This window comes from Leclercia sp. UBA1284, assembly GCF_002308415.1.
Lineage (GTDB): Bacteria > Pseudomonadota > Gammaproteobacteria > Enterobacterales > Enterobacteriaceae > Enterobacter > Enterobacter pneumoniae.
Genome location: NZ_DBUS01000006.1, coordinates 886,579 through 907,098, shown reverse-complemented (window position 1 = coordinate 907,098; position 20,520 = coordinate 886,579). Strand labels below are relative to the sequence as shown.

The following is a 20,520-nucleotide window of genomic DNA, read 5'->3' as shown; positions in this document are numbered from 1 at the left end:
GTTTCATTAAGTGCCCTGCCCGGGTGCTTACTAAAACGAAACCCCTTTATTTTTAGTCGCCACCAGGCGAGGGATTCGTGCAACCAAAAATCAGCGCTGTGCAGAGCGCTTATATAACGGAGAAACTAACCATGACGACCACACAGAACGTCACCGAGTTACAACCACGCTTAACCAGAGAGCAGCTGATCGACGCAGCTCGTAAAGCCGCCCCTCTCCTTCCACCTGCTTATCGCGGGATCATGAATGAACTGGCTAACCGACTGGATTACACCAGCGTGGCGCTTTGTGAGTCCATGAGTCAGCGTAAGGCACTGGCTGCTGAAAATGCCACTCTTCGAGAAGATGTTACCTGCTGGGCTAAAGAATGTGACCGTATCGTTGAGCGCCACACAAAAACCCCCAGCAATATGCACCTGCTTGAAGCCCAGCGCGAGCTTCGCGAACTCACGCCTGTCACCCTGACAGTACTAAACGAAGGGGTTGCGTGATGGCTAACTCATTCAAATTGATGTCTCGTGACGGAACCATCAAGCGTACCGACACCGGCATGTTCATCAGTCTCGACGATATTCACGTTCGCGAGGGCTTCAATAAACGTCACGATGACGACGAACGTACCCGCCTGGCTGATGATGACCTGTTCAAATATCTGATGAATGGTGGCTCAGTACCTCCGCTGGAAGTTATCGCCCGTGATGAAGGTGGGGTGTGGGTTGTCGAAGGTCACCGCCGTCGTCGTTGCTATGCTCGCTGCGCTGAAGAAGGAAAACCTGTAGACCGCATCCACATCATGCCTTTCAACGGTAACGATGTTCAGCGCCTGGCTCGCATCATGACCAGCAATAACCAGCTTCCATTATCCGATATGGAACAGGCCGCGGTTATCCAGGAACTGCATAACGCGTTTAACCAGACCACCAGCGAGATTGCAAAACTGGTCAATAAGTCTGTGGCCACGGTAGAGAAGTTACTCACGCTAAGCACCGCCAACTATGACGTTCAGCAGGAAGTGAAATCAGGCTCTGTATCAGTCGATGTTGCTGTTGATCGCGTCCGTGAATATGGCGAACAGGCTGGCGAGGTTCTACAGCACGATAAAGCAGTAGCTGCTGCCCAGGGTAAAACGAAGGTTACACGCAGCTCTATCGCGCCAGAACTTAGCATCAAAACTGCACGTCGTTTCGTCGAGCTTATGGCTCAGGCATCTATCAGCGATGAAGGTGTGTTCACTATCGAAGGCGCAGCGCTTGCTGAAGCACTTTCCATTATCGACGAACACAAGGCCATTGCTGAGGCTAGAGAAACTTACCGCCTGTCTCAGCCAATACCAGCCACTGAAGTACGTGGAAAAACCCTTTACGTAACTCTCGACGGAGTTGATATAGGCTCTGCACCGATCTACCGGGGCAAGAACGTCAATCTCAACGGCATCGTTGCCAGCCAGTCAAAAGCAGTTGCCTACTTCGTTAAGCAATACAAACTGCAGCAGCAGGAGAATCATCATGACAACAACTAATAAACCAATGACCGGTGAGCAGTTGGACGAACTGATGACTGTTGCCGTCAATATGCAGCGTGATAGCGAAAAAGTAGGTGAACGCCCTGCTGCCATGTTCGCTTATGCAGTTCAGGTTGCAGTGCTTGAACTACGAAAAGTTCGTGATGATGCTGCGGCGCTGGCATCGCTCGAAGCGGAGGCCGCGGAGGAATGGACAAACGAGCAGTGCTTGGAATTTCTGTCTATCGCTTTCAGGCATGCGGAAATTAAAGGCGACCTTGAGTTTGATGATATCCGACAGGGTGTGAAGGTGGTCAATGGTAGCCGCGCCGCCATGCTCCAGGGTGCCGAGCCTGTAACGACGGCTTGCAAGTTGCCGATGCAGCCGCTTGCTATCGACGTCCATGGCACTCTGCGCTTTAAAGAAAACCCTATCGTCAGGAAGTTGCTGGATTACGCCACAGAGCATGGCTACGGGCTAAACGAGATAGCGCTGGACGAATTTGAAGCTGAATACCAGATGCAACTGGCCCAACTCATAGGCTACAGCCTGTCTGGGTACGGAACGCTGTCTTATGTGACAGATGAATCATACGAGCGTGCCGCCGCAGCAGCACCGCAGCAGGAGGCGGAATGAGCTACGTCTTTCTGATTATGGTTCTTAGCAGCCAGAGCATGAACATGCAGATCGAGCCGATGAAGAATATGGCTCAGTGCCAGGCAGCTATAAAAGCGCTAGCTATTGCGGAGCGAGAGCGCTCATGGAATGAGACATCACCGCGCATTAACAATATAAAGTGCGTGGAGGTGAAGTGATGCCTCCTGTCAAAGTGGTAGTTATCACGGCGGTGATGTTCGCTATCTGCCAGCTCATATCCATAACCGGGCATGGCTTATGGTAAGCAAACTCAAACAGCGGCGCTTGCGCCGCCTTAAAGCCGATGTCGCCTGGTGGCGCGAAGAAGCTTCGGACCTGCATGCGCGCGTCATGGAGCAGGCCGACGAGATAGCAGAACTACGCCGTCTGGTTATCCGCGTGCCGATGCCGGTGATGGTGCCGAAAGAGATGGTCCACCAGCTCTATCATACTGACACAAAAATATGTCGTACCTGCAATGATGGCCTCCGTGGTGGATGCTCATCTTGCTCGTTTTACAAACCTTAACCGGGTGCAGCCGGTTTAGTGGAGGAACATATGTCCCGCATGATTTCTTTAATCGACTGGGCACGGGAAGAGTTTGGGGATCAAGCCCCGAGCGAACGCTTATTGAAAAAGTACGCTAAGGGTCGAATGATGGTCCCCCCAGCCGTAAAGGTAGGACGCTGCTGGATGGTAGACCGTGAGGCGCGTTATGTTGGCGTAATCGCCGAACCAGTTGTCCCTGCGAATTCTAACCCCAGATTAAAACGGATCATTGCTGATGGCTGCTAGACCGAGAGCGCATAAAATTTCCATTCCGAATCTGTACTGCAAATTAGATAAGCGTACAGGCAAGGTTTATTGGCAATACAAACACCCTGTATCAGGAAGGTTCCATAGCCTGGGAACCGATGAAGCCGAAGCTAAGCAAGTAGCGACTGAGGCAAATACCATTATTGCTGAACAGCGGACCCGCCAGATCCTCAGCGTTAATGATCGTCTCGCGCGTATGAAGGGGAAAAGAGCAGACATTACTGTTTCCGAGTGGCTTGATAAATACATCGTCATTCAGGAAGAACGCGTTAAACACAATGAACTCAGGCCAAATTCATTAAAACAAAAAGCCAAGCCAGTGCGCTTATTTCGAGAACACTGCGGGATGCAACATTTGAAAGATATTTCCACGTTAGATATTGCTGAGATAACCGATGCGGTTAAGGCAGAAGGTCATAACCGCATGGCTCAGGTTGTACGCCTGGTGTTAATTGACGTATTTAAAGAAGCACAACATCACGGTCATGTACCACCAGGCTATAACCCTGCGCAGGCGACGAAGCAACCCAGGAATAGAGTTACTCGTCAGCGCCTATCTTTGGAAGAATGGAAAACCATTTATGACGCCGCAGAGAAACAAGAACCTTATCTACAGAGCGGAATGCTTCTCGCATTAATTACCGGCCAGCGTTTGGGTGATATCTGCAACATGCAATTTAAAGACATATGGGACAACATGTTACATGTTGAACAAGAGAAAACAGGTTCCCGTTTAGCGATCCCATTAGATTTAAGATGCGATGCTTTAGGCTTAACTCTTCGTGAGGTTATATCCAAATGTCGTGATGCAGTAGTGAGCAAATACCTCGTTCACTTCCGCCACTCAACCTCGCAAGCTATGCGTGGGGATAAGGTTTCTACCAGTTCGCTAACCTCCACATTTAAAAAAGCGCGAGATAAGAGTGGACTTACTTGGGAGAAAGGCACTGCCCCAACCTTCCACGAGCAGCGATCATTATCGGAGCGACTTTATAGGGAACAAGGTGTAGACACTCAGAAACTGCTCGGGCATAAGTCGAGGAAAATGACAGATAGATATAACGATGACCGGGGAAAAGATTGGGTGATTGTCAGCACAAAAACGGGGTGAAATCCGGGGGGTTTTGGGGAAACTTTTTGGGGAGAGTTTTGGGGAAGAAATTTGGAAGGGTCAAAAAAACGGGAGCCCTTCGGCTCCCGTTCTTGTATAACCCAGTGACTGGATTACATGTTTTCGATGATCGCGTCACCAAACTCTGAACATTTCAGCAGTTTAGCGCCTTCCATCAGACGTTCGAAGTCATAGGTCACGGTCTTGTTGTTGATCGCGCCTTCCATACCTTTAACGATAAGGTCAGCGGCTTCGAACCACTCCATATGACGGAGCATCATCTCTGCCGACAGGATGATTGAACCTGGGTTCACCTTATCCTGGCCTGCATACTTCGGTGCAGTACCGTGGGTCGCTTCGAACAGGGCGCACTCGTCACCAATGTTCGCGCCCGGGGCGATACCGATGCCGCCAACCTGCGCCGCCAGGGCGTCGGAGATGTAGTCACCGTTCAGGTTCATACAGGCGATAACGTCGTATTCCGCTGGACGCAGCAGGATTTGCTGCAGGAACGCATCGGCGATCACATCTTTAATGATGATCTCTTTGCCGGTGTTCGGGTTCTTAATCTTCTGCCATGGGCCGCCGTCAATCAGTTCACCGCCGAACTCGTCGGTCGCCAACTGGTAACCCCAGTCTTTGAACGCGCCTTCGGTGAACTTCATGATGTTACCTTTGTGAACCAGGGTCACAGAGTCACGGTCGTTAGTGATCGCATATTCGATCGCCGCACGTACCAGACGCTTAGTCCCCTCTTCGGAGCACGGCTTGATGCCGATACCGCAATGTTCCGGGAAGCGAATTTTCTTCACGCCCATCTCATCGCGCAGGAATTTAATCACTTTTTCGGCGTCAGCGGAGTCCGCTTTCCACTCGATACCCGCATAGATATCTTCAGAGTTTTCACGGAAGATAACCATATCGGTCAGCTCCGGGTGTTTAACCGGGCTTGGGGTGCCCTGGTAATAACGTACCGGACGCAGGCAAACATACAGATCCAGCTCCTGACGCAGCGCAACGTTCAGAGAACGGATGCCGCCGCCGACTGGGGTAGTCAGTGGGCCTTTGATGGCAACACGGTAGTCGCGGATTAGATCGAGGGTTTCAGCTGGCAGCCAGACGTCCTGGCCGTAAACGTGGGTAGATTTTTCACCGGTGTAAATTTCCATCCAGGAAATTTTACGCTCGCCTTTGTAGGCTTTCTCAACAGCGGCATCCACCACTTTCAGCATTGCCGGGGTGACGTCTACACCGATACCATCGCCTTCGATGAACGGGATAATCGGGTTATGAGGGACGTTCAGCTTACCGTCTTGCAGGGTGATCTTTTTACCTTCCGCCGGAACAACTACTTTGCTTTCCATTAACCTCTCCTTCGAGCGCTTCTGGTTGTTACTGATCTTATGTTAATAATTTGTAATGAGCCTCCCGATAGTACCTGAATGTCTGGCGCCATGAAAGGTCTTCGTTATTAGGCTATAATGCGGCAATTGATAAAGCCTGAAAATACCATGAAGAAAACTTCTTTTAGAAATCACCGGGTTGAGCGATTCAGCTCACGACAAGCCACCAGAAAACCGAAAACAAACCAGCCCAAACGGGTGATTTTGTTCAATAAACCCTACGATGTTTTGCCGCAGTTTACCGATGAAGCTGGCCGCAGCACGTTGAAAGACTTTATCCCGGTTGCAGGCGTCTACGCCGCAGGCCGTCTGGATCGCGACAGTGAAGGTCTGCTGGTGTTAACGAATGACGGCGCATTGCAGGCGCGGCTGACGCAGCCCGGTAAGCGCACCGGAAAGATCTATTATGTACAGGTGGAAGGTGAACCTACCGAAGAGGCGCTTGCCGCTCTGCGTACTGGGGTGACCCTTAACGATGGCCCTACCCTGCCCGCCGGTATTGAGCGGGTGAGTGAACCGGAGTGGCTGTGGCCGCGCACGCCGCCCGTACGCGAGCGCAAATCGATCCCCACATCCTGGCTCAAAATTACCCTTTATGAGGGGCGCAATCGCCAAGTTCGTCGCATGACCGCGCATGTCGGCTTCCCGACGTTACGCTTAATCCGCTACGCCATGGGCGATTACTCACTGGATAATCTCGCCAATGGTGAATGGCGCGACGGGACAGAAAAAGGAGAAGAGAATGTTTAAACCGCACGTTACCGTGGCCACAGTGGTTCACGCCCAGGGCAAATTTCTGGTGGTGGAAGAGACTATCAACGGCAAAGCGCTGTGGAACCAACCCGCCGGTCATCTTGAAGCCGATGAGACCCTGGTACAGGCCGCCCGCCGGGAATTGTGGGAAGAGACCGGTATTCACGCTGAACCGCAGCAGTTTATTCGTCTTCATCACTGGATTGCGCCGGATAAGACCCCGTTCCTGCGTTTTCTGTTTGTTATCGAGCTTAACGAAATGTGCGCCACCGAGCCGCACGACGATGATATCGACCGCTGCCTGTGGGTGACGGCCGACGAGATTCTGAGCGCCACCAACCTGCGTTCACCGCTGGTTGCCGAGAGCATCCGCTGCTATCTCTCTGGTCATCGTCTGCCGTTAGAGACCATCGGCGAATTTAACTGGCCGTTTACAGAGGGTGCCATTGCCGGGGGCGCGTGATAGAATACGCCGCCTTGAAGTTCAATGTCGTGAGTATTCCAATGTCAGAAAGCCCAAAAAAAGTGATCGTCGGCATGTCCGGCGGTGTCGACTCCTCCGTTTCCGCCTGGCTGTTGCTGCAACAGGGCTATAAGGTGGAAGGCCTGTTCATGAAGAACTGGGAGGAAGACGACGGCGAGGAATACTGTACCGCGGCGGCCGATCTGGCCGATGCTCAGGCCGTGTGCGATAAGCTCGGCATTGAACTGCATACCGTCAATTTTGCTGCAGAGTACTGGGACAATGTCTTCGAACATTTCCTGGAAGAGTATAAAGCCGGCCGTACCCCTAACCCGGACATTCTCTGTAACAAAGAGATCAAATTTAAAGCCTTCCTTGAGTTCGCCGCTGAAGACCTGGGCGCCGATTACATTGCCACCGGCCACTATGTGCGTCGTGCCGATGTTAACGGCAAAAGCCAGCTGCTGCGAGGCCTCGATGGCAATAAAGATCAGAGCTATTTCCTCTATACCCTCGGTCATGAGCAGATTGCCCAGAGCCTGTTCCCGGTGGGCGAGCTGGAAAAACCCGAAGTGCGTAAGATTGCCGAAGAGCTCGATCTGATCACCGCCAAGAAAAAAGACTCAACCGGTATCTGTTTTATCGGCGAGCGTAAATTCCGCGAATTCCTTGGCCGCTACTTGCCAGCCCAGCCGGGCAAAATCGTCACCGTTGATGGTGAAGAAATTGGTCAGCATCAGGGGCTGATGTACCACACCCTCGGCCAGCGCAAAGGGCTGGGGATTGGTGGTACCAAAGAAGGCAGCGAAGATCCGTGGTACGTGGTCGATAAAGATGTTGAGAACAATATTCTGATTGTGGCGCAGGGGCACGATCATCCGCGTCTGATGTCGGTGGGGCTGATTGCCCAACAGCTGCACTGGGTCGATCGCGAGCCGGTAAAAGGCACGCTGCGTTGCACGGTGAAAACCCGCTATCGCCAGACCGATATTCCTTGCACCCTCACCGCGATTGACGACGAACGCATTGAGGTGCGCTTCGACGAGCCCGTCTCCGCCGTTACCCCAGGGCAGTCCGCGGTCTTCTACAGCGGCGAAATCTGTCTGGGCGGTGGTATCATCGAACAGCGTCTGCCGCTGATAACCGACTAATGCGTTAGCACACAGAAAGGAGTAAGTGTGGCGAAGAACTATTATGACATCACCCTGGCGCTGGCGGGAATTTGCCAGTCTGCCCGTCTGGTGCAACAGTTGGCGCATCAGGGTCATTGCGACGCTGATGCCCTGCACGTGTCGCTGAACAGCATCGTTGATCTTAACCCCAGTTCAACGCTTGGTGTCTTCGGCGGCAGTGAAGCGAATCTTCGCCTCGGCCTTGAAACCCTGTTAGGGGTCCTGAACGCTAACAATCGTCAGGGGCTGAATGCCGAACTGACCCGCTATACCTTAAGCATGATGGTGCTGGAGCGTAAGCTCAACGCCGCCAAAGGCGCGATGGACACCCTCGGCAACCGCATTGCCGGGCTGCAGCGTCAGCTCGATCATTTCGATCTGCAATCCGAAACCTTACTGAGCGCCATGGCGGGTATCTACGTGGATGTGATTAGCCCACTGGGGCCACGCATTCAGGTAACGGGGTCCCCGGCAGTGCTACAAAGTCCACAGGTGCAGGCCAAAGTTCGCGCCTCGCTGCTGGCGGGCATTCGCGCCGCCGTGCTGTGGCACCAGGTCGGCGGTGGCCGCCTGCAGTTAATGTTTTCTCGTCATCGCCTGAGCACTCAGGCAAAACAGATTCTTGCTCATTGTTAACCTCCCGGAGTTACGAATTATGGAATTATCCTCACTGACCGCCGTTTCCCCTGTCGATGGACGCTACGGCGATAAAGTCAGCGCGCTGCGCGACATTTTCAGCGAATATGGTCTGCTGAAGTTCCGCGTACAGGTTGAAGTTCGCTGGCTGCAAAAGCTGGCCGCACAGGCAGCCATCAAGGAAGTTCCTGCTTTTGACGCCCAGGCAAACGATTACCTCGATCAAATCGTTGCTCAATTCAATGAAGAAGATGCCGCACGCATCAAAACCATTGAACGCACGACTAACCACGATGTGAAAGCGGTTGAATATTTCCTGAAAGAGAAAGTGGCCAGCATTCCGGCCCTCAATGCTGTCTCCGAATTCATTCACTTCGCCTGTACGTCTGAAGATATCAATAACCTTTCTCATGCCTTGATGCTCTCAACTGCGCGTCAGGACGTGGTGCTGCCGTACTGGCGTAAAATTATTGACGCGGTGAAAGCGCTGTCGGTCGAGTATCGCGATATCCCGCTGCTTTCCCGTACCCACGGTCAGCCAGCTACCCCATCCACCATGGGTAAAGAGATGGCGAACGTGGCCTACCGTATGGAGCGCCAGTTCCGTCAGCTGGAACAGGTTGAAATTCTCGGTAAAATCAACGGCGCTGTCGGTAACTACAATGCCCACATCGCTGCCTACCCGGAAGTGGACTGGCACCAGTTCAGCGAAGAGTTCGTGACCTCACTGGGCATTCAGTGGAACCCGTACACCACCCAGATCGAGCCGCACGACTATATTGCTGAGCTGTTTGACTGCATCGCGCGTTTCAACACCATCCTGATCGACTTTGATCGTGACGTCTGGGGTTACATTGCGCTGAACCACTTCAAGCAGAAAACCATCGCCGGCGAAATCGGCTCCTCCACCATGCCGCACAAAGTGAATCCGATTGACTTCGAAAACTCCGAAGGCAACCTCGGCCTGGCGAATGCCGTGCTGCAACACATGGCGAGCAAACTGCCGGTTTCCCGCTGGCAGCGCGACCTGACGGACTCCACCGTCCTGCGTAACCTGGGCGTGGGTATTGGCTATGCGCTGATTGCTTATCAGTCCACCCTGAAGGGCGTGAGCAAGCTAGAAGTGAACCGCGACCGTCTGCTGGACGAACTGGATCACAACTGGGAAGTCCTGGCCGAGCCGATTCAGACCGTGATGCGTCGCTATGGCATCGAAAAACCGTATGAGAAGCTGAAAGAGCTGACCCGCGGTAAGCGCGTTGACGCAGAAGGCATGAAACAGTTTATCGATAGCCTGGACGTGCCGGAAGAAGAGAAGACCCGTCTGAAAGCAATGACCCCGGCGAATTACATCGGCCGCGCCATTACCATGGTTGATGAACTGAAGTAATCGCATTCCCCCTCTTTCCGTCCGGAAAGAGGGTTCCCTCCCCCGGTTTATTAAATGTTTATCCCTCTCCCAACATAATCAGCGTTAAACTATTCAGAGCATTTATTTTAGGGAGAAGCGATGATGCGCGTATTGGTTGTCGAGGATAATGCATTATTACGTCATCACCTGAAGGTTCAACTTCAGGAAATGGGTCATCAGGTGGATGATGCCGAAGATGCCAAAGAGGCTGACTACTATCTGAATGAACACTTGCCGGATATTGCCATCGTCGATCTCGGCCTGCCGGATGAAGACGGTCTGTCGCTCATTCGTCGCTGGCGCAGCCACGATGTCTCACTGCCCGTGCTGGTGTTAACCGCCCGCGAAGGGTGGCAGGATAAGGTCGAGGTGCTTAGCGCCGGGGCCGACGACTATGTGACCAAGCCCTTCCATATTGAAGAAGTCGCTGCCCGCATGCAGGCCCTGATGCGCCGTAACAGCGGCCACGCCTCTCAGGTGATCTCGCTACCGCCTTTCCAGGTCGATCTCTCTCGCCGTGAGCTCTCCATCAATGACGAGGTGATCAAACTGACCGCTTTCGAATACACCATTATGGAAACCCTGATCCGCAACAGCGGCAAAGTGGTTAGCAAAGATTCCCTGATGTTGCAGCTCTATCCTGATGCTGAGTTGCGTGAAAGCCACACCATTGATGTGCTGATGGGGCGTCTGCGGAAAAAGATCCAGGCACAGTATCCGGAAGATGTCATTACGACGGTCCGCGGTCAGGGCTACCTTTTCGAATTACGCTAAATGAAAAAAATTCTGCGTCACTTCCTGCCGCTTTCGCTGCGGGTTCGCTTCCTGCTGGCGACGGCCGCCGTGGTGCTGGTGCTCTCTTTGGCCTACGGTCTGGTGGCGTTGGTGGGTTACAGCGTTAGCTTTGACAAGACCACCTTTCGCCTACTGCGCGGCGAAAGTAACCTGTTTTATACCCTTGCCCGCTGGGAAAATAATAAAATCAGCATCGACATGCCGGAACATCTGGATCGACAGAGTCCGACCATCGCCCTGATATACGGTGAAAAGGGCCAGCTTCTCTGGGCCCAGCGAGATGTACCCTGGCTGGTGAACCGTATCCAGCCAGAGTGGCTGAGAACCAACGGATTTCACGAGCTGGAGGCAGATCTTAACGCCTCCAGCAGCCTGGTGGGTAATGACCGCTCTATGCAGCAGCAACTGAGCGAGATCCGCGAAGATGACGACGACACTGAGATGACCCACTCGGTCGCCATTAATCTCTACCCGGCGACCCTCGAAATGCCCCAGCTCACCATTGTGGTGATCGACACCATTCCCGTTGAGCTAAAACGCTCTTATATGGTGTGGAACTGGTTCGTCTATGTGCTGGTAGCGAACCTGCTGCTGGTGATCCCCCTGCTGTGGGTCGCCGCCTGGTGGAGCCTGCGCCCTATCGAGTCGCTGGCGAAAGAGGTGCGTGAGCTGGAAGAGCATCACCGGGAGAAACTTAACCCGGTCACCACCCGTGAACTGACCAGCCTGGTGCGTAACCTGAACCGCCTGCTGAAGAGTGAGCGTGAACGCTATGACAAATACCGCACAACACTGACCGACCTGACCCACAGTCTGAAGACGCCGCTGGCGGTATTACAAAGTACCTTACGATCCCTGCGCAGCGCGAAGCTGAGCGTGGACGACGCCGAGCCGGTGATGCTGGAACAGATCAGCCGTATCTCCCAGCAGATTGGCTACTACCTGCACCGGGCAAGTATGCGTTCTGGCAGTGCGTTGCTCAGCCGCGAACTTCACCCGGTGGCGCCGCTGCTGGACAACCTCACCTCGGCGTTGAACAAGGTCTATCAACGTAAAGGGGTCAGCATCAGCCTCGATATTTCGCCGGAGATAAGCTTCATTGGCGAGAAAAACGACTTTATGGAGGTGATGGGTAATCTGCTTGATAACGCCTGCAAATATTGCCTCGAGTTTGTCGAAATCTCGGCCCGACAGGACGACGATCAACTTCATATTATTGTTGAGGACGATGGCCCCGGTATTCCCCAGGGTAAACGCGATCAGGTCTTCGACCGCGGACAGCGGGCTGATACCCTGCGTCCAGGCCAGGGCGTGGGGCTTTCGGTCGCGCGGGATATTGTTGAGCAGTATGACGGCCGTATCGAAACGGGCGACAGCCTGCTCGGCGGTGCCCGCATGGTGGCAATCTTTGGCCGCCAACAGCCTGGTGACCATGAGAGTTAAGCCCTCCGGGTGAAAAAAGCGAGATTCTCACGCGCAGGTGTCTGAGCTTCCGTTATAATCCGTCTCAGTAAGAGCCTGCGGAATAAAATATTATGGATTATCACTTAACACTTAACTGGCCTGAGTTTATTGAACGTTACTGGCAAAAACGCCCGGTCGTTCTGAAACGCGGCATTGCAAATTTCGTCGATCCTATCTCCCCTGACGAACTCGCTGGCTTAGCGATGGAGAATGAGGTCGATAGCCGCCTGGTCAGTCATGAGGATGGGAAATGGCAGGTTAGCCATGGTCCGTTCGAGAGCTACGATCACCTCGGCGAGACCAACTGGTCGCTGTTAGTTCAGGCCGTCAACCACTGGCATGAACCTACCGCAGCGCTGATGCGCCCGTTCCGCGCGCTGCCTGACTGGCGGATGGACGATCTGATGATCTCCTTCTCCGTGCCTGGCGGCGGCGTAGGCCCGCATCTCGATCAGTATGACGTCTTTATCATTCAGGGCACCGGCCGTCGCCGCTGGCGCGTGGGTGACAAAGTGCCCATGAAGCAGCACTGCCCGCATCCGGATTTGCTGCAGGTCGATCCCTTCGAAGGTATTATTGATGAAGAGCTGGAGCCGGGCGACATACTCTATATTCCGCCAGGATTCCCGCATGAAGGCTACTCGCTGGAAAATTCGATGAACTATTCCGTCGGATTCCGCGCGCCAAGCGGCCGGGAGATGATCAGCAGCTTTGCGGACTACGTCCTGCAGCGCGAGCTGGGAAGCCATCGCTTTGCCGATCCGGACGTCCCTGCCCGTGAACATCCCGCTGATATCCTGCCGCAGGAGCTCGATAAACTGCGTGGGATGATGTTGGACCTGATTAATCAACCAGAACATTTTAACCAGTGGTTTGGTGAGTTTGTCAGCCAGTCTCGTCACGAGCTGGACGTTTCGCCGCCGGAGCCTCCTTACCAGCCAGACGAAATCTACGATGCGCTGCAGCAGGGCGACAAACTGGTACGCCTGGGTGGTCTGCGCGTACTGCGTATCGATGGCGAGGTTTATGTTAACGGCGAGAAGCTGGATTCACCTCACCGCCCTGCCGTGGAAGCTATCGCCAGCCATATGGTGCTGGATGCCGCACAGTTTGGCGATGCGCTGGATGACCCCTCCTTCCTGGCGATGCTCGCCGCGCTGGTTAACAGCGGCTACTGGTTCTTTGAGGACTAAGACGCGCCTGTACCGGGTGGCCATAGCGCCACCCGGACTCTTCCTGATTACCCTTTCGCCGTCAGTTCGGCAATGCGCACAATAACCCGCACCGCTTTCTCCATCCCTTCCAGGGTGACGAACTCATGCTTGCCGTGGTAGTTATAGCCCCCGGTGAAGAGATTCGGGCAAGGTAATCCCATAAAGGAGAGCTGTGCCCCGTCGGTTCCGCCACGAATCGGCTTAAGTTGCGGTTCAATATCGCAATCACGCATCGCCTGCTGGGCAATATCCAGAATATGAGGATGTGCGACCACCTTATCCCGCATATTGTAATAACTGTCTTCAATCACCAGTTCGATATAGCAATCCGGGTGCAGCCCCTTGCCAACCTTTTTGGCGATATCCATGATTTTACGTTTACGCGCTTCAAACCCTTCGCGGTCGAAATCGCGAATGATGTAGTGCATATCCGCGCGGTCAACGGTGCCTTTAATGCTGGTAAGGTGATAAAAACCTTCATAGCCTTCCGTCTGCTCCGGGCTCTCCCCGGCAGGCACTTCAGCGTGGATACGCGCCGCCAGCGAGAGTGCGTTAACCATCACCCCTTTTGCGGTGCCTGGGTGCACATTGTTGCCCACGATGCGGATATTGACCGACGCGGCGTTGAAGTTTTCGAACTCCAGCTCCCCTACACCACCGCCATCCACGGTGTAGGCCCATTTTGCGTTAAACGCCTCCACATCAAAATGCTTCGCCCCTTTCCCCACCTCTTCATCGGGGGTAAAGGCGACACGAATATCACCGTGAGGAATGTTTTTACCCTTCAGCACCGCCAGCGCGGTCATGATCTCGGCGACGCCAGCTTTATCGTCTGCTCCCAACAGCGTTTTACCGTCTGTCGTGATCAGGGTCTGGCCGAGCAACTGGTGGAGCACAGGGAACATGACCGGGGATAAAATCTCATCGCCGACGCCCAGGGCGATATCGCCGCCGCGATAGTTCTCCACAATCTGAGGGTTAACGTTTTTGCCGCTATAATCAGGGGAGGTATCAACATGGGATATGAAACCAATGGCCGGGATCTCACCCGGCACGTTCGCCGGTAGCGTGCCCATGACCGTGCCTTTGTCACTTAATGTCACGTTGACCAGGCCTAACTCTTCAAGCTGCGACTTTAGCAGCTGCAGTAATTTCCATTGGCCCTCTGTGCTCGGTACCTGGCGAACACCCGGCTTAGATTGGGTATCCAGCGAAACGTACTGTAAAAAACGCTCTAGTAATTTATCCATGCAGTCACCCTCACTTTTTGTGACAACATTATCAATAAGCCCTAAAACGCAAATATTGCGTCAGGTCACTTTTATCCCGCAAACGAGAATATTTTTCGTTTATCTCATCCCGTTGCTAATAAAGGTAGCTTATCGGGGAGCATCAAGGATTGGCGAATTCAATGGTTTGCCGTAGAATGGCCGCCCTCATTACGAGTCACCAAGGTGGTTACACACAAACCCCGCTGCGTTAGATAGATCGCAGCGTCGATATGGGACAGAGTCATAAATTGAATACACAACCAGGTTCACTGTCACCGCTGGTGCTTTTATCGGGCATTAATAAGAGTTTTGATGGTAAAACCGTTATCGCCGATCTTAATTTGACCATTAACAACGGCGAGTTCCTTACGCTTCTCGGCCCCTCTGGCTGCGGTAAGACAACAGTATTGCGCCTGATCGCCGGGCTGGAAAACGTCGACACCGGCCATATTCATCTTGAAAACCAGGATATCACCGACGTCCCTGCCGAGCATCGCCACGTCAATACCGTCTTCCAGAGCTACGCCCTCTTCCCGCATATGACGGTCTTTGAAAATGTGGCCTTTGGCCTGCGCATGCAGAAAACCCCGGCGCAGGAGATTGCCCCGCGTGTGACGGAGGCACTGCGCATGGTACAGCTGGAAGAGTTTGCCCAGCGCAAGCCGCATCAGCTCTCAGGTGGACAACAGCAGCGCGTCGCCATTGCCCGCGCGGTAGTGAACAAACCCCGCCTGTTATTACTCGACGAATCGCTCTCCGCGCTGGATTACAAACTGCGCAAACAGATGCAGAACGAATTGAAAGCGCTACAGCGTAAGCTGGGCATCACCTTTGTTTTCGTGACGCACGATCAGGAAGAGGCGCTGACAATGTCCGACCGTATCGTCGTGATGCGCGAAGGCAAAATCGAGCAAGACGGCACGCCGCGTGAGATCTATGAAGAGCCGAAAAACCTCTTTGTCGCAAGCTTTATCGGTGAGATCAATAACTTTAGCGCCACGGTTATCGAACGCCTGGATGCGCAGCGCGTCCGCGCCAGCGTCGAAGGCCATGAGTGCAACATCACCGTTAACTTTGCGGTAGAAAAAGGGCAAAAGCTGAACGTAATGCTGCGCCCGGAAGATCTGCGCGTTGACGAGATCCATGACAGCAGCGACGTCGAAGGTCTGATTGGTTATATCCGCGAGCGCAACTATAAGGGCATGACCCTGGAGTCGGTGGTTGAACTCGAAAATGGCAAAATGGTGTTGGTCAGTGAGTTCTTCAATGAGGACGATCCGGACTTCGACCACTCCCTTGACCAGAAAATGGCCATTAACTGGGTAGAGAGCTGGGAGGTCGTACTGGCTGATGAAGAACACAAGTAAGTTCCAGAATGTGGTGATTGCCACTATCGTCGGTTGGCTTGTGTTGTTTGTCTTCTTACCCAACCTGATGATCATCGCCACCAGCTTTTTGACCCGCGACGATGCCCACTTCGTCAAGCTGGTCTTTACGCTGGATAACTACGCGCGCCTGCTGGATCCGCTCTATTTCCAGGTGCTGATGCACTCGCTGAACATGGCCGTGATAGCCACCCTCGCCTGTCTGGTGCTGGGCTATCCCTTCGCCTGGTTTCTGGCGCGTCTGCCACAGAAAATTCGCCCGCTGCTGCTGTTTCTGCTGATTGTGCCATTCTGGACCAACTCTCTGATTCGCATCTATGGCCTGAAGATTTTCCTTAGTACCAAAGGGTATCTGAATGAATTTTTGCTGTGGCTGGGGATCATCGAGACCCCGCTTCGCATTATGTACACCCCGGGCGCCGTCATTATCGGCCTGGTTTATATACTGCTGCCCTTTATGGTGATGCCGCTCTACTCCAGCATCGAGAAGCTCGATAAGCCGCTGCTGGAAGCGGCAAGAGACCTCGGCGCCAGTAAGATGCAGACCTTTATCCGTATAATCCTGCCGCTGACGATGCCGGGTATCATCGCCGGTTGCCTGCTGGTGATACTGCCGGCCATGGGGCTGTTCTACGTCTCGGATCTGATGGGTGGCGCGAAAAACCTGCTGATTGGCAACGTCATCAAAAGCCAGTTCCTCAATATTCGCGACTGGCCGTTTGGCTCCGCCACCAGCATCACGCTGACGGTGGTTATGGGGCTGATGCTAATGGTCTACTGGCGCGCATCCCGACTGCTTAACAAAAAAGGTGAGCTGGAATGATGGGTCGACTGCTTCGCGGCGGTTTTATGACCGCCATCTATGCTTATTTGTATATTCCCATCATCATCCTGATTGTGAATTCATTTAACAGTTCACGTTTCGGGATTAACTGGCAGGGTTTTACTACCAAGTGGTATAGCCTGCTGGTCAACAACGACAGTTTGCTCCAGGCTGCGCAGCATTCGTTGACGATGGCAATCGTCTCGGCCACGTTTGCGACCTTGATTGGCTCGCTGACTGCCGTGGCCCTCTACCGTTACCGCTTTCGCGGCAAGCCGTTTGTGAGCGGCATGCTGTTTGTGGTGATGATGTCTCCGGACATTGTCATGGCCATATCGCTGCTGGTGCTGTTTATGCTGCTGGGCGTACAACTCGGCTTCTGGTCGCTGCTCTTTTCGCATATTACCTTCTGCCTGCCTTTCGTGGTGGTGACGGTTTACTCCCGTCTGAAGGGATTTGACGTGCGCATGCTGGAAGCGGCGAAAGATCTGGGTGCCAGTGAGATGGTGATTCTGCGCAAGATCCTCCTGCCGCTGGCGATGCCTGCAGTGGCAGCCGGATGGTTGTTGAGCTTTACCCTGTCGATGGACGACGTCGTGGTTTCTTCGTTCGTCACCGGCCCGAGCTATGAGATCTTGCCGCTGAAAATTTATTCGATGGTTAAAGTGGGCGTCTCGCCGGAGGTGAACGCGCTGGCCACCATTCTGTTGATGTTATCGCTGGTTCTGGTTATTACCAGCCAGCTTATTGCTCGTGATAAAACAAAAGTTCAGGGGACGTTAAAATGATGAAATGGTCACGCCACCTGCTCGCGGCTGGCGCGCTTGCTTTCGGTATGAGCGCTGCGCACGCGGACGACAGTAAAACACTCTACTTCTATAACTGGACCGAGTATGTGCCGCCAGGCCTGCTGGAGCAGTTCACCAAAGAGACCGGTATCAAGGTGATCTATTCGACCTACGAGTCGAACGAAACCATGTATGCCAAGCTCAAAACCTATAAAGACGGCGCCTACGACCTGGTCGTACCCTCTACCTATTTCGTGGATAAAATGCGTAAAGAGGGGATGATCCAGAAGATCGATAAGACGAAGCTGACCAACTTCGCTAACCTCGATCCTGAGGTGCTGAACAAACCCTTCGATCCTAACAACGACTACTCCATTCCCTATATCTGGGGTGCCACCGCGATTGGCGTAAACCGTGACGAGATGGATCCGAAAACGGTGACCAGCTGGGCCGATCTGTGGAAACCCGAGTATAAGGGTAGCCTGCTGTTGACCGACGATGCGCGCGAAGTGTTCCAGATGGCGCTACGTAAACTCGGTTATTCCGGCAACACCACCAATCCGAAAGAGATCGAAGCCGCCTACAACGAGCTGAGAAAGCTGATGCCTAACGTGGCGGCCTTTAACTCCGATAACCCGGCGAACCCGTACATGGAAGGGGAAGTGAACCTGGGCATGGTATGGAACGGTTCGGCGTATGTGGCGCGTCAGGCCGGTACCCCGCTGGAGGTCATCTGGCCAAAAGAGGGGGGCATCTTCTGGATGGACAGCCTCGCGATCCCGGCAAACGCCAGGAACGTAGATGGCGCCATGAAGCTGATTAACTTCCTGCTGCGCCCGGATGTGGCCAAAGAGGTGGCAGAAACCATTGGCTACCCGACCCCGAATCTCGCGGCGCGTAAACTGCTCAGCCCGGACGTGGCGAACGATAAGACACTCTATCCTGATGCCGAAACTATCAGTAAAGGTGAGTGGCAAAACGATGTGGGCGACGCCAGCCGCATCTACGAAGAGTATTATCAGAAGTTGAAAGCAGGTCGCTAATAAATACGGTGAGGGCCTGCGCCCTCACCTCTTTTTACAATCCCTTCAGTAACTTTTCTACGAACGCCGGCACCACTTCACTGGCCAGACCGTACTGTTTCTCTTCAAATTCACTCCCCACCTGGCTCGGTTCAAGATTAAGCTCTACCGTATGCGCTCCCTGCAGTTTCGCCTCATGGACGAACCCGGCTGCGGGATAGACATGCCCGGAGGTGCCAATGGCGATAAACACATCGGCCATCGCCAGCGCACTGTAGATCTCATCCATACCCAGCGGCATTTCGCCGAACCAGACAACGTGCGGGCGCAGCGCCGACGGAAATTGACAGCAGTGGCATTTGTCATCAGGGGTGACGTCACCGGTCCACTCCAGCACCTGGCCGCTCCAGGCGCAGCGTACCTTGAGCAGTTCACCGTGCATATGGATAACATTCTTGTTACCCGCGCGCTCATGGAGATTATCGATGTTCTGCGTCACCAGCAGGAAACGGTCGCCCAGCGCCTCTTCCAGCCTCGCCAGCGCCAGATGCGCCGCGTTAGGGGCAATTTCAGCAGATTGCAGCTGACGGCGACGCGCATTGTAAAACGACTGGACCAGCTGCGGGTTACGGGCAAAGCCTTCCGGCGTTGCGACGTCCTCCACACGGTGCTCTTCCCACAGCCCATCAGCGGCCCGGAAGGTGCGAATGCCTGACTCTGCGGAGATCCCTGCTCCGGTCAGCACCACTACTCTCGGTTTTTCCATTAATTCTGGCATTACCTGATCTCTGAAGAATATTCGCTGGCGTAAGCGTTCACGCAAACGACGTTTATTTCTGCGAAAACGGGTGAGGCGATGTGACCGACGCGACAACATAAAAACCTCTTCTGGCTAGCGGCTGAGGTGCAGGAACGCCGCACCGCGCATTCCCCCGGCATCCCCATGGCGCGCTTTTTCAATGCGCGGCAGGCGGGCAACCGGCAGCAAATGCCGTGGTAAACGTTCTGATAACCGCTCCGTGATCGCGGTAAAGTTTGATAACCCGCCGCCAATGACCAACAGGTCAGGATCGACGACGGTAAGTATATTACTCAGACAGACCGCCAGCAGGTCGAGATAGCGCTCAACATGCGCTTTCGCCTGTTCATCTCCCTGATTCCACAGGGCGATGATTTCGGGTGCCTGCATTTTTTGATGATAGAAGTGTTCATACAGCCATGCAAATCCACGGCCTGACAGGTAATTCTCAATGCAGCCATGCTGGCCGCAACCACAGCGGATAAGCGGGAAATCGCGACCGACGACCTCCAGCGCATCGACAGGAAGCCGGATATGACCAAACTCGCCGGTTATATAACTGCGGCCGGTGATCGGTTTGCCATCAATAATAAGCCCGCCGCCGACGCCAGTGCCGAGAATCAGCCCCATAACCAGTGGATAACGGCGAAACTCATCGTCCCAGGCTTCAGAGAGGGCAAAACAGTTTGCGTCGTTATCCAGACGCACATCGCGCGCCAACAGGCGGGTGAGATCCGCGCGAAGGGGTTTACCGCTGGCCGCAGGCACGTTGGCGGCGTAGAGCGTGCCGTCATCGGTTTCCGGCATGCCGGGAATACCTATCCCCACGCTCCCTGTCACACCAAAGCGCGCATCGGCCTGCCCCACCAGCGCGACGAGAGTAGTTAAGAATTCATCGTAGCTTTCATGCGGCGTGGGAACGCGGGTTTCCCACTGCAGTTTGAGATTCTCATCAAACACGCCGAGCGCAATTTTGGTGCCGCCAATATCAAATCCGTAATACATAGTGCATTCCTCTTTCGATATAGCGGCCTTGCGATCGCTACATCAAGACGT

General features: G+C 53.8%; 22 protein-coding genes. 18 read left to right on the top strand and 4 right to left on the bottom strand.

Features of this window, described 5'->3' with window-relative positions; all coding sequences use genetic code 11:
• The first annotated feature begins 131 nt into the window (after positions 1 to 131).
• From B3511_RS07515 to B3511_RS07490, 6 genes are all read left to right on the top strand, one after another.
• On the top strand, positions 132 to 491 hold the full coding sequence (locus B3511_RS07515; RefSeq protein WP_286778023.1) for a hypothetical protein: 360 nt from the start codon (positions 132 to 134) through the stop codon (positions 489 to 491).
• Positions 491 to 1,519, top strand: coding sequence for a chromosome partitioning protein ParB (locus B3511_RS07510; protein WP_286778021.1), 1,029 nt, complete (start codon positions 491 to 493; stop codon positions 1,517 to 1,519). Before B3511_RS07515 ends, B3511_RS07510 begins: the two co-directional genes overlap by 1 nt.
• On the top strand, positions 1,506 to 2,138 hold the full coding sequence (locus tag B3511_RS07505) for a hypothetical protein (RefSeq protein ID WP_286778020.1): 633 nt from the start codon (positions 1,506 to 1,508) through the stop codon (positions 2,136 to 2,138). The genes B3511_RS07510 and B3511_RS07505 overlap by 14 nt, the downstream gene beginning before the upstream one ends.
• A gap of 258 nt (positions 2,139 to 2,396) precedes the next feature.
• Positions 2,397 to 2,666 carry a hypothetical protein gene (locus B3511_RS07500; RefSeq protein WP_286778018.1) on the top strand — a complete coding sequence of 90 codons (270 nt, stop codon included), beginning with the start codon at positions 2,397 to 2,399 and terminating at the stop codon, positions 2,664 to 2,666.
• A gap of 30 nt (positions 2,667 to 2,696) precedes the next feature.
• Positions 2,697 to 2,933 carry an excisionase gene (locus B3511_RS07495; RefSeq protein WP_286778017.1) on the top strand — a complete coding sequence of 79 codons (237 nt, stop codon included), beginning with the start codon at positions 2,697 to 2,699 and terminating at the stop codon, positions 2,931 to 2,933.
• Positions 2,923 to 4,065, top strand: coding sequence for a site-specific integrase (locus tag B3511_RS07490; RefSeq protein ID WP_286778015.1), 1,143 nt, complete (start codon positions 2,923 to 2,925; stop codon positions 4,063 to 4,065). Before B3511_RS07495 ends, B3511_RS07490 begins: the two co-directional genes overlap by 11 nt.
• 113 nt (positions 4,066 to 4,178) lie before the next feature.
• Here the strand turns inward: B3511_RS07490 and icd are convergent, their stop codons facing one another.
• Entirely contained in the window at positions 4,179 to 5,429 is a 1,251-nt protein-coding gene (icd, locus tag B3511_RS07485; RefSeq protein WP_040076074.1) for an NADP-dependent isocitrate dehydrogenase, read from the bottom strand.
• A 117-nt stretch (positions 5,430 to 5,546) separates the two neighbouring features.
• Here icd and rluE point away from each other — a divergent pair, with 117 nt between their 5' ends.
• The 8 genes from rluE (at position 5,547) to B3511_RS07445 (ending at position 13,355) form a co-directional block, all read left to right on the top strand.
• Entirely contained in the window at positions 5,547 to 6,218 is a 672-nt protein-coding gene (gene rluE, locus B3511_RS07480; RefSeq protein WP_212477854.1) for a 23S rRNA pseudouridine(2457) synthase RluE, read from the top strand.
• Positions 6,211 to 6,684 (top strand): NUDIX hydrolase, encoded by a 474-nt coding sequence (locus tag B3511_RS07475; RefSeq protein ID WP_212477853.1) that lies wholly within the window; start codon positions 6,211 to 6,213, stop codon positions 6,682 to 6,684. Before rluE ends, B3511_RS07475 begins: the two co-directional genes overlap by 8 nt.
• Before the next feature lie 41 nt (positions 6,685 to 6,725).
• The gene (gene mnmA, locus B3511_RS07470; protein ID WP_046885871.1) at positions 6,726 to 7,835 is read left to right on the top strand and encodes a tRNA 2-thiouridine(34) synthase MnmA; all 1,110 of its coding nucleotides are present in this window, start codon (positions 6,726 to 6,728) and stop codon (positions 7,833 to 7,835) included.
• 27 nt (positions 7,836 to 7,862) lie between these two features.
• Positions 7,863 to 8,492, top strand: coding sequence for a high frequency lysogenization protein HflD (gene hflD / locus B3511_RS07465; RefSeq protein ID WP_040076078.1), 630 nt, complete (start codon positions 7,863 to 7,865; stop codon positions 8,490 to 8,492).
• A gap of 19 nt (positions 8,493 to 8,511) precedes the next feature.
• Positions 8,512 to 9,882, top strand: a complete 1,371-nt coding sequence (purB, locus tag B3511_RS07460; RefSeq protein ID WP_212477851.1) for an adenylosuccinate lyase — start codon at positions 8,512 to 8,514, stop codon at positions 9,880 to 9,882.
• Between the two features lie 123 nt (positions 9,883 to 10,005).
• Positions 10,006 to 10,677: a two-component system response regulator PhoP gene (phoP, locus tag B3511_RS07455; protein WP_040078526.1), complete on the top strand. Its 672-nt coding sequence runs from the start codon at positions 10,006 to 10,008 to the stop codon at positions 10,675 to 10,677.
• Positions 10,678 to 12,141, top strand: a complete 1,464-nt coding sequence (phoQ, locus tag B3511_RS07450) for a two-component system sensor histidine kinase PhoQ (protein ID WP_046885680.1) — start codon at positions 10,678 to 10,680, stop codon at positions 12,139 to 12,141.
• A gap of 92 nt (positions 12,142 to 12,233) precedes the next feature.
• On the top strand, positions 12,234 to 13,355 hold the full coding sequence (locus B3511_RS07445) for a cupin domain-containing protein (protein ID WP_286778010.1): 1,122 nt from the start codon (positions 12,234 to 12,236) through the stop codon (positions 13,353 to 13,355).
• Positions 13,356 to 13,402: 47 nt separating this feature from the next.
• Here B3511_RS07445 and pepT read toward each other — a convergent pair whose 3' ends face one another.
• Positions 13,403 to 14,626 (bottom strand): peptidase T, encoded by a 1,224-nt coding sequence (pepT, locus tag B3511_RS07440; protein ID WP_040076112.1) that lies wholly within the window; start codon positions 14,624 to 14,626, stop codon positions 13,403 to 13,405.
• A 251-nt stretch (positions 14,627 to 14,877) separates the two neighbouring features.
• On the opposite strand from pepT, the gene potA reads away from it, so the two are divergent.
• From potA to potD, 4 genes are read left to right on the top strand one after another with little or no spacing between them, the layout of a single operon-like run.
• Positions 14,878 to 16,014 (top strand): spermidine/putrescine ABC transporter ATP-binding protein PotA, encoded by a 1,137-nt coding sequence (gene potA, locus B3511_RS07435; RefSeq protein ID WP_052452763.1) that lies wholly within the window; start codon positions 14,878 to 14,880, stop codon positions 16,012 to 16,014.
• Entirely contained in the window at positions 15,998 to 16,855 is an 858-nt protein-coding gene (gene potB, locus B3511_RS07430) for a spermidine/putrescine ABC transporter permease PotB (protein ID WP_040076113.1), read from the top strand. Before potA ends, potB begins: the two co-directional genes overlap by 17 nt.
• Positions 16,852 to 17,643, top strand: coding sequence for a spermidine/putrescine ABC transporter permease PotC (gene potC, locus B3511_RS07425; RefSeq protein WP_040076115.1), 792 nt, complete (start codon positions 16,852 to 16,854; stop codon positions 17,641 to 17,643). The genes potB and potC overlap by 4 nt, the downstream gene beginning before the upstream one ends.
• Positions 17,640 to 18,686: a spermidine/putrescine ABC transporter substrate-binding protein PotD gene (gene potD, locus B3511_RS07420; RefSeq protein ID WP_286778005.1), complete on the top strand. Its 1,047-nt coding sequence runs from the start codon at positions 17,640 to 17,642 to the stop codon at positions 18,684 to 18,686. The genes potC and potD overlap by 4 nt, the downstream gene beginning before the upstream one ends.
• Positions 18,687 to 18,720: 34 nt before the next feature.
• Here potD and cobB read toward each other — a convergent pair whose 3' ends face one another.
• Complete coding sequence (gene cobB, locus B3511_RS07415) at positions 18,721 to 19,542, bottom strand: Sir2 family NAD+-dependent deacetylase (protein ID WP_040076117.1); 822 nt, start codon at positions 19,540 to 19,542, stop codon at positions 18,721 to 18,723.
• A gap of 15 nt (positions 19,543 to 19,557) precedes the next feature.
• A complete protein-coding gene (gene nagK / locus B3511_RS07410) occupies positions 19,558 to 20,469 on the bottom strand; it encodes an N-acetylglucosamine kinase (RefSeq protein ID WP_286778003.1) in 912 nt (303 codons plus the stop codon).
• Between the last annotated feature and the right edge of the window lie 51 nt (positions 20,470 to 20,520).

What these genes read in the sequence shown, in the direction of transcription:
- phoQ (WP_046885680.1), top strand. Translation starts at nt 10,678, where the DNA reads ATGAAAAAAATTCTGCGTCACTTCCTGCCGCTTTCGCTGCGGGTTCGC.
- B3511_RS07475 (WP_212477853.1), top strand. Translation starts at nt 6,211, where the DNA reads ATGTTTAAACCGCACGTTACCGTGGCCACAGTGGTTCACGCCCAGGGC.
- potB (WP_040076113.1), top strand. Translation starts at nt 15,998, where the DNA reads ATGAAGAACACAAGTAAGTTCCAGAATGTGGTGATTGCCACTATCGTC.
- potD (WP_286778005.1), top strand. Translation starts at nt 17,640, where the DNA reads ATGATGAAATGGTCACGCCACCTGCTCGCGGCTGGCGCGCTTGCTTTC.
- mnmA (WP_046885871.1), top strand. Translation starts at nt 6,726, where the DNA reads ATGTCAGAAAGCCCAAAAAAAGTGATCGTCGGCATGTCCGGCGGTGTC.
- B3511_RS07495 (WP_286778017.1), top strand. Translation starts at nt 2,697, where the DNA reads ATGTCCCGCATGATTTCTTTAATCGACTGGGCACGGGAAGAGTTTGGG.
- potC (WP_040076115.1), top strand. Translation starts at nt 16,852, where the DNA reads ATGATGGGTCGACTGCTTCGCGGCGGTTTTATGACCGCCATCTATGCT.
- purB (WP_212477851.1), top strand. Translation starts at nt 8,512, where the DNA reads ATGGAATTATCCTCACTGACCGCCGTTTCCCCTGTCGATGGACGCTAC.
- rluE (WP_212477854.1), top strand. Translation starts at nt 5,547, where the DNA reads ATGCGGCAATTGATAAAGCCTGAAAATACCATGAAGAAAACTTCTTTT.
- potA (WP_052452763.1), top strand. Translation starts at nt 14,878, where the DNA reads ATGGGACAGAGTCATAAATTGAATACACAACCAGGTTCACTGTCACCG.
- B3511_RS07490 (WP_286778015.1), top strand. Translation starts at nt 2,923, where the DNA reads ATGGCTGCTAGACCGAGAGCGCATAAAATTTCCATTCCGAATCTGTAC.
- B3511_RS07500 (WP_286778018.1), top strand. Translation starts at nt 2,397, where the DNA reads ATGGTAAGCAAACTCAAACAGCGGCGCTTGCGCCGCCTTAAAGCCGAT.
- pepT (WP_040076112.1), bottom strand. Translation starts at nt 14,626, where the DNA reads ATGGATAAATTACTAGAGCGTTTTTTACAGTACGTTTCGCTGGATACC.
- B3511_RS07505 (WP_286778020.1), top strand. Translation starts at nt 1,506, where the DNA reads ATGACAACAACTAATAAACCAATGACCGGTGAGCAGTTGGACGAACTG.
- B3511_RS07515 (WP_286778023.1), top strand. Translation starts at nt 132, where the DNA reads ATGACGACCACACAGAACGTCACCGAGTTACAACCACGCTTAACCAGA.
- phoP (WP_040078526.1), top strand. Translation starts at nt 10,006, where the DNA reads ATGCGCGTATTGGTTGTCGAGGATAATGCATTATTACGTCATCACCTG.
- nagK (WP_286778003.1), bottom strand. Translation starts at nt 20,469, where the DNA reads ATGTATTACGGATTTGATATTGGCGGCACCAAAATTGCGCTCGGCGTG.
- B3511_RS07445 (WP_286778010.1), top strand. Translation starts at nt 12,234, where the DNA reads ATGGATTATCACTTAACACTTAACTGGCCTGAGTTTATTGAACGTTAC.
- cobB (WP_040076117.1), bottom strand. Translation starts at nt 19,542, where the DNA reads ATGTTGTCGCGTCGGTCACATCGCCTCACCCGTTTTCGCAGAAATAAA.
- icd (WP_040076074.1), bottom strand. Translation starts at nt 5,429, where the DNA reads ATGGAAAGCAAAGTAGTTGTTCCGGCGGAAGGTAAAAAGATCACCCTG.
- B3511_RS07510 (WP_286778021.1), top strand. Translation starts at nt 491, where the DNA reads ATGGCTAACTCATTCAAATTGATGTCTCGTGACGGAACCATCAAGCGT.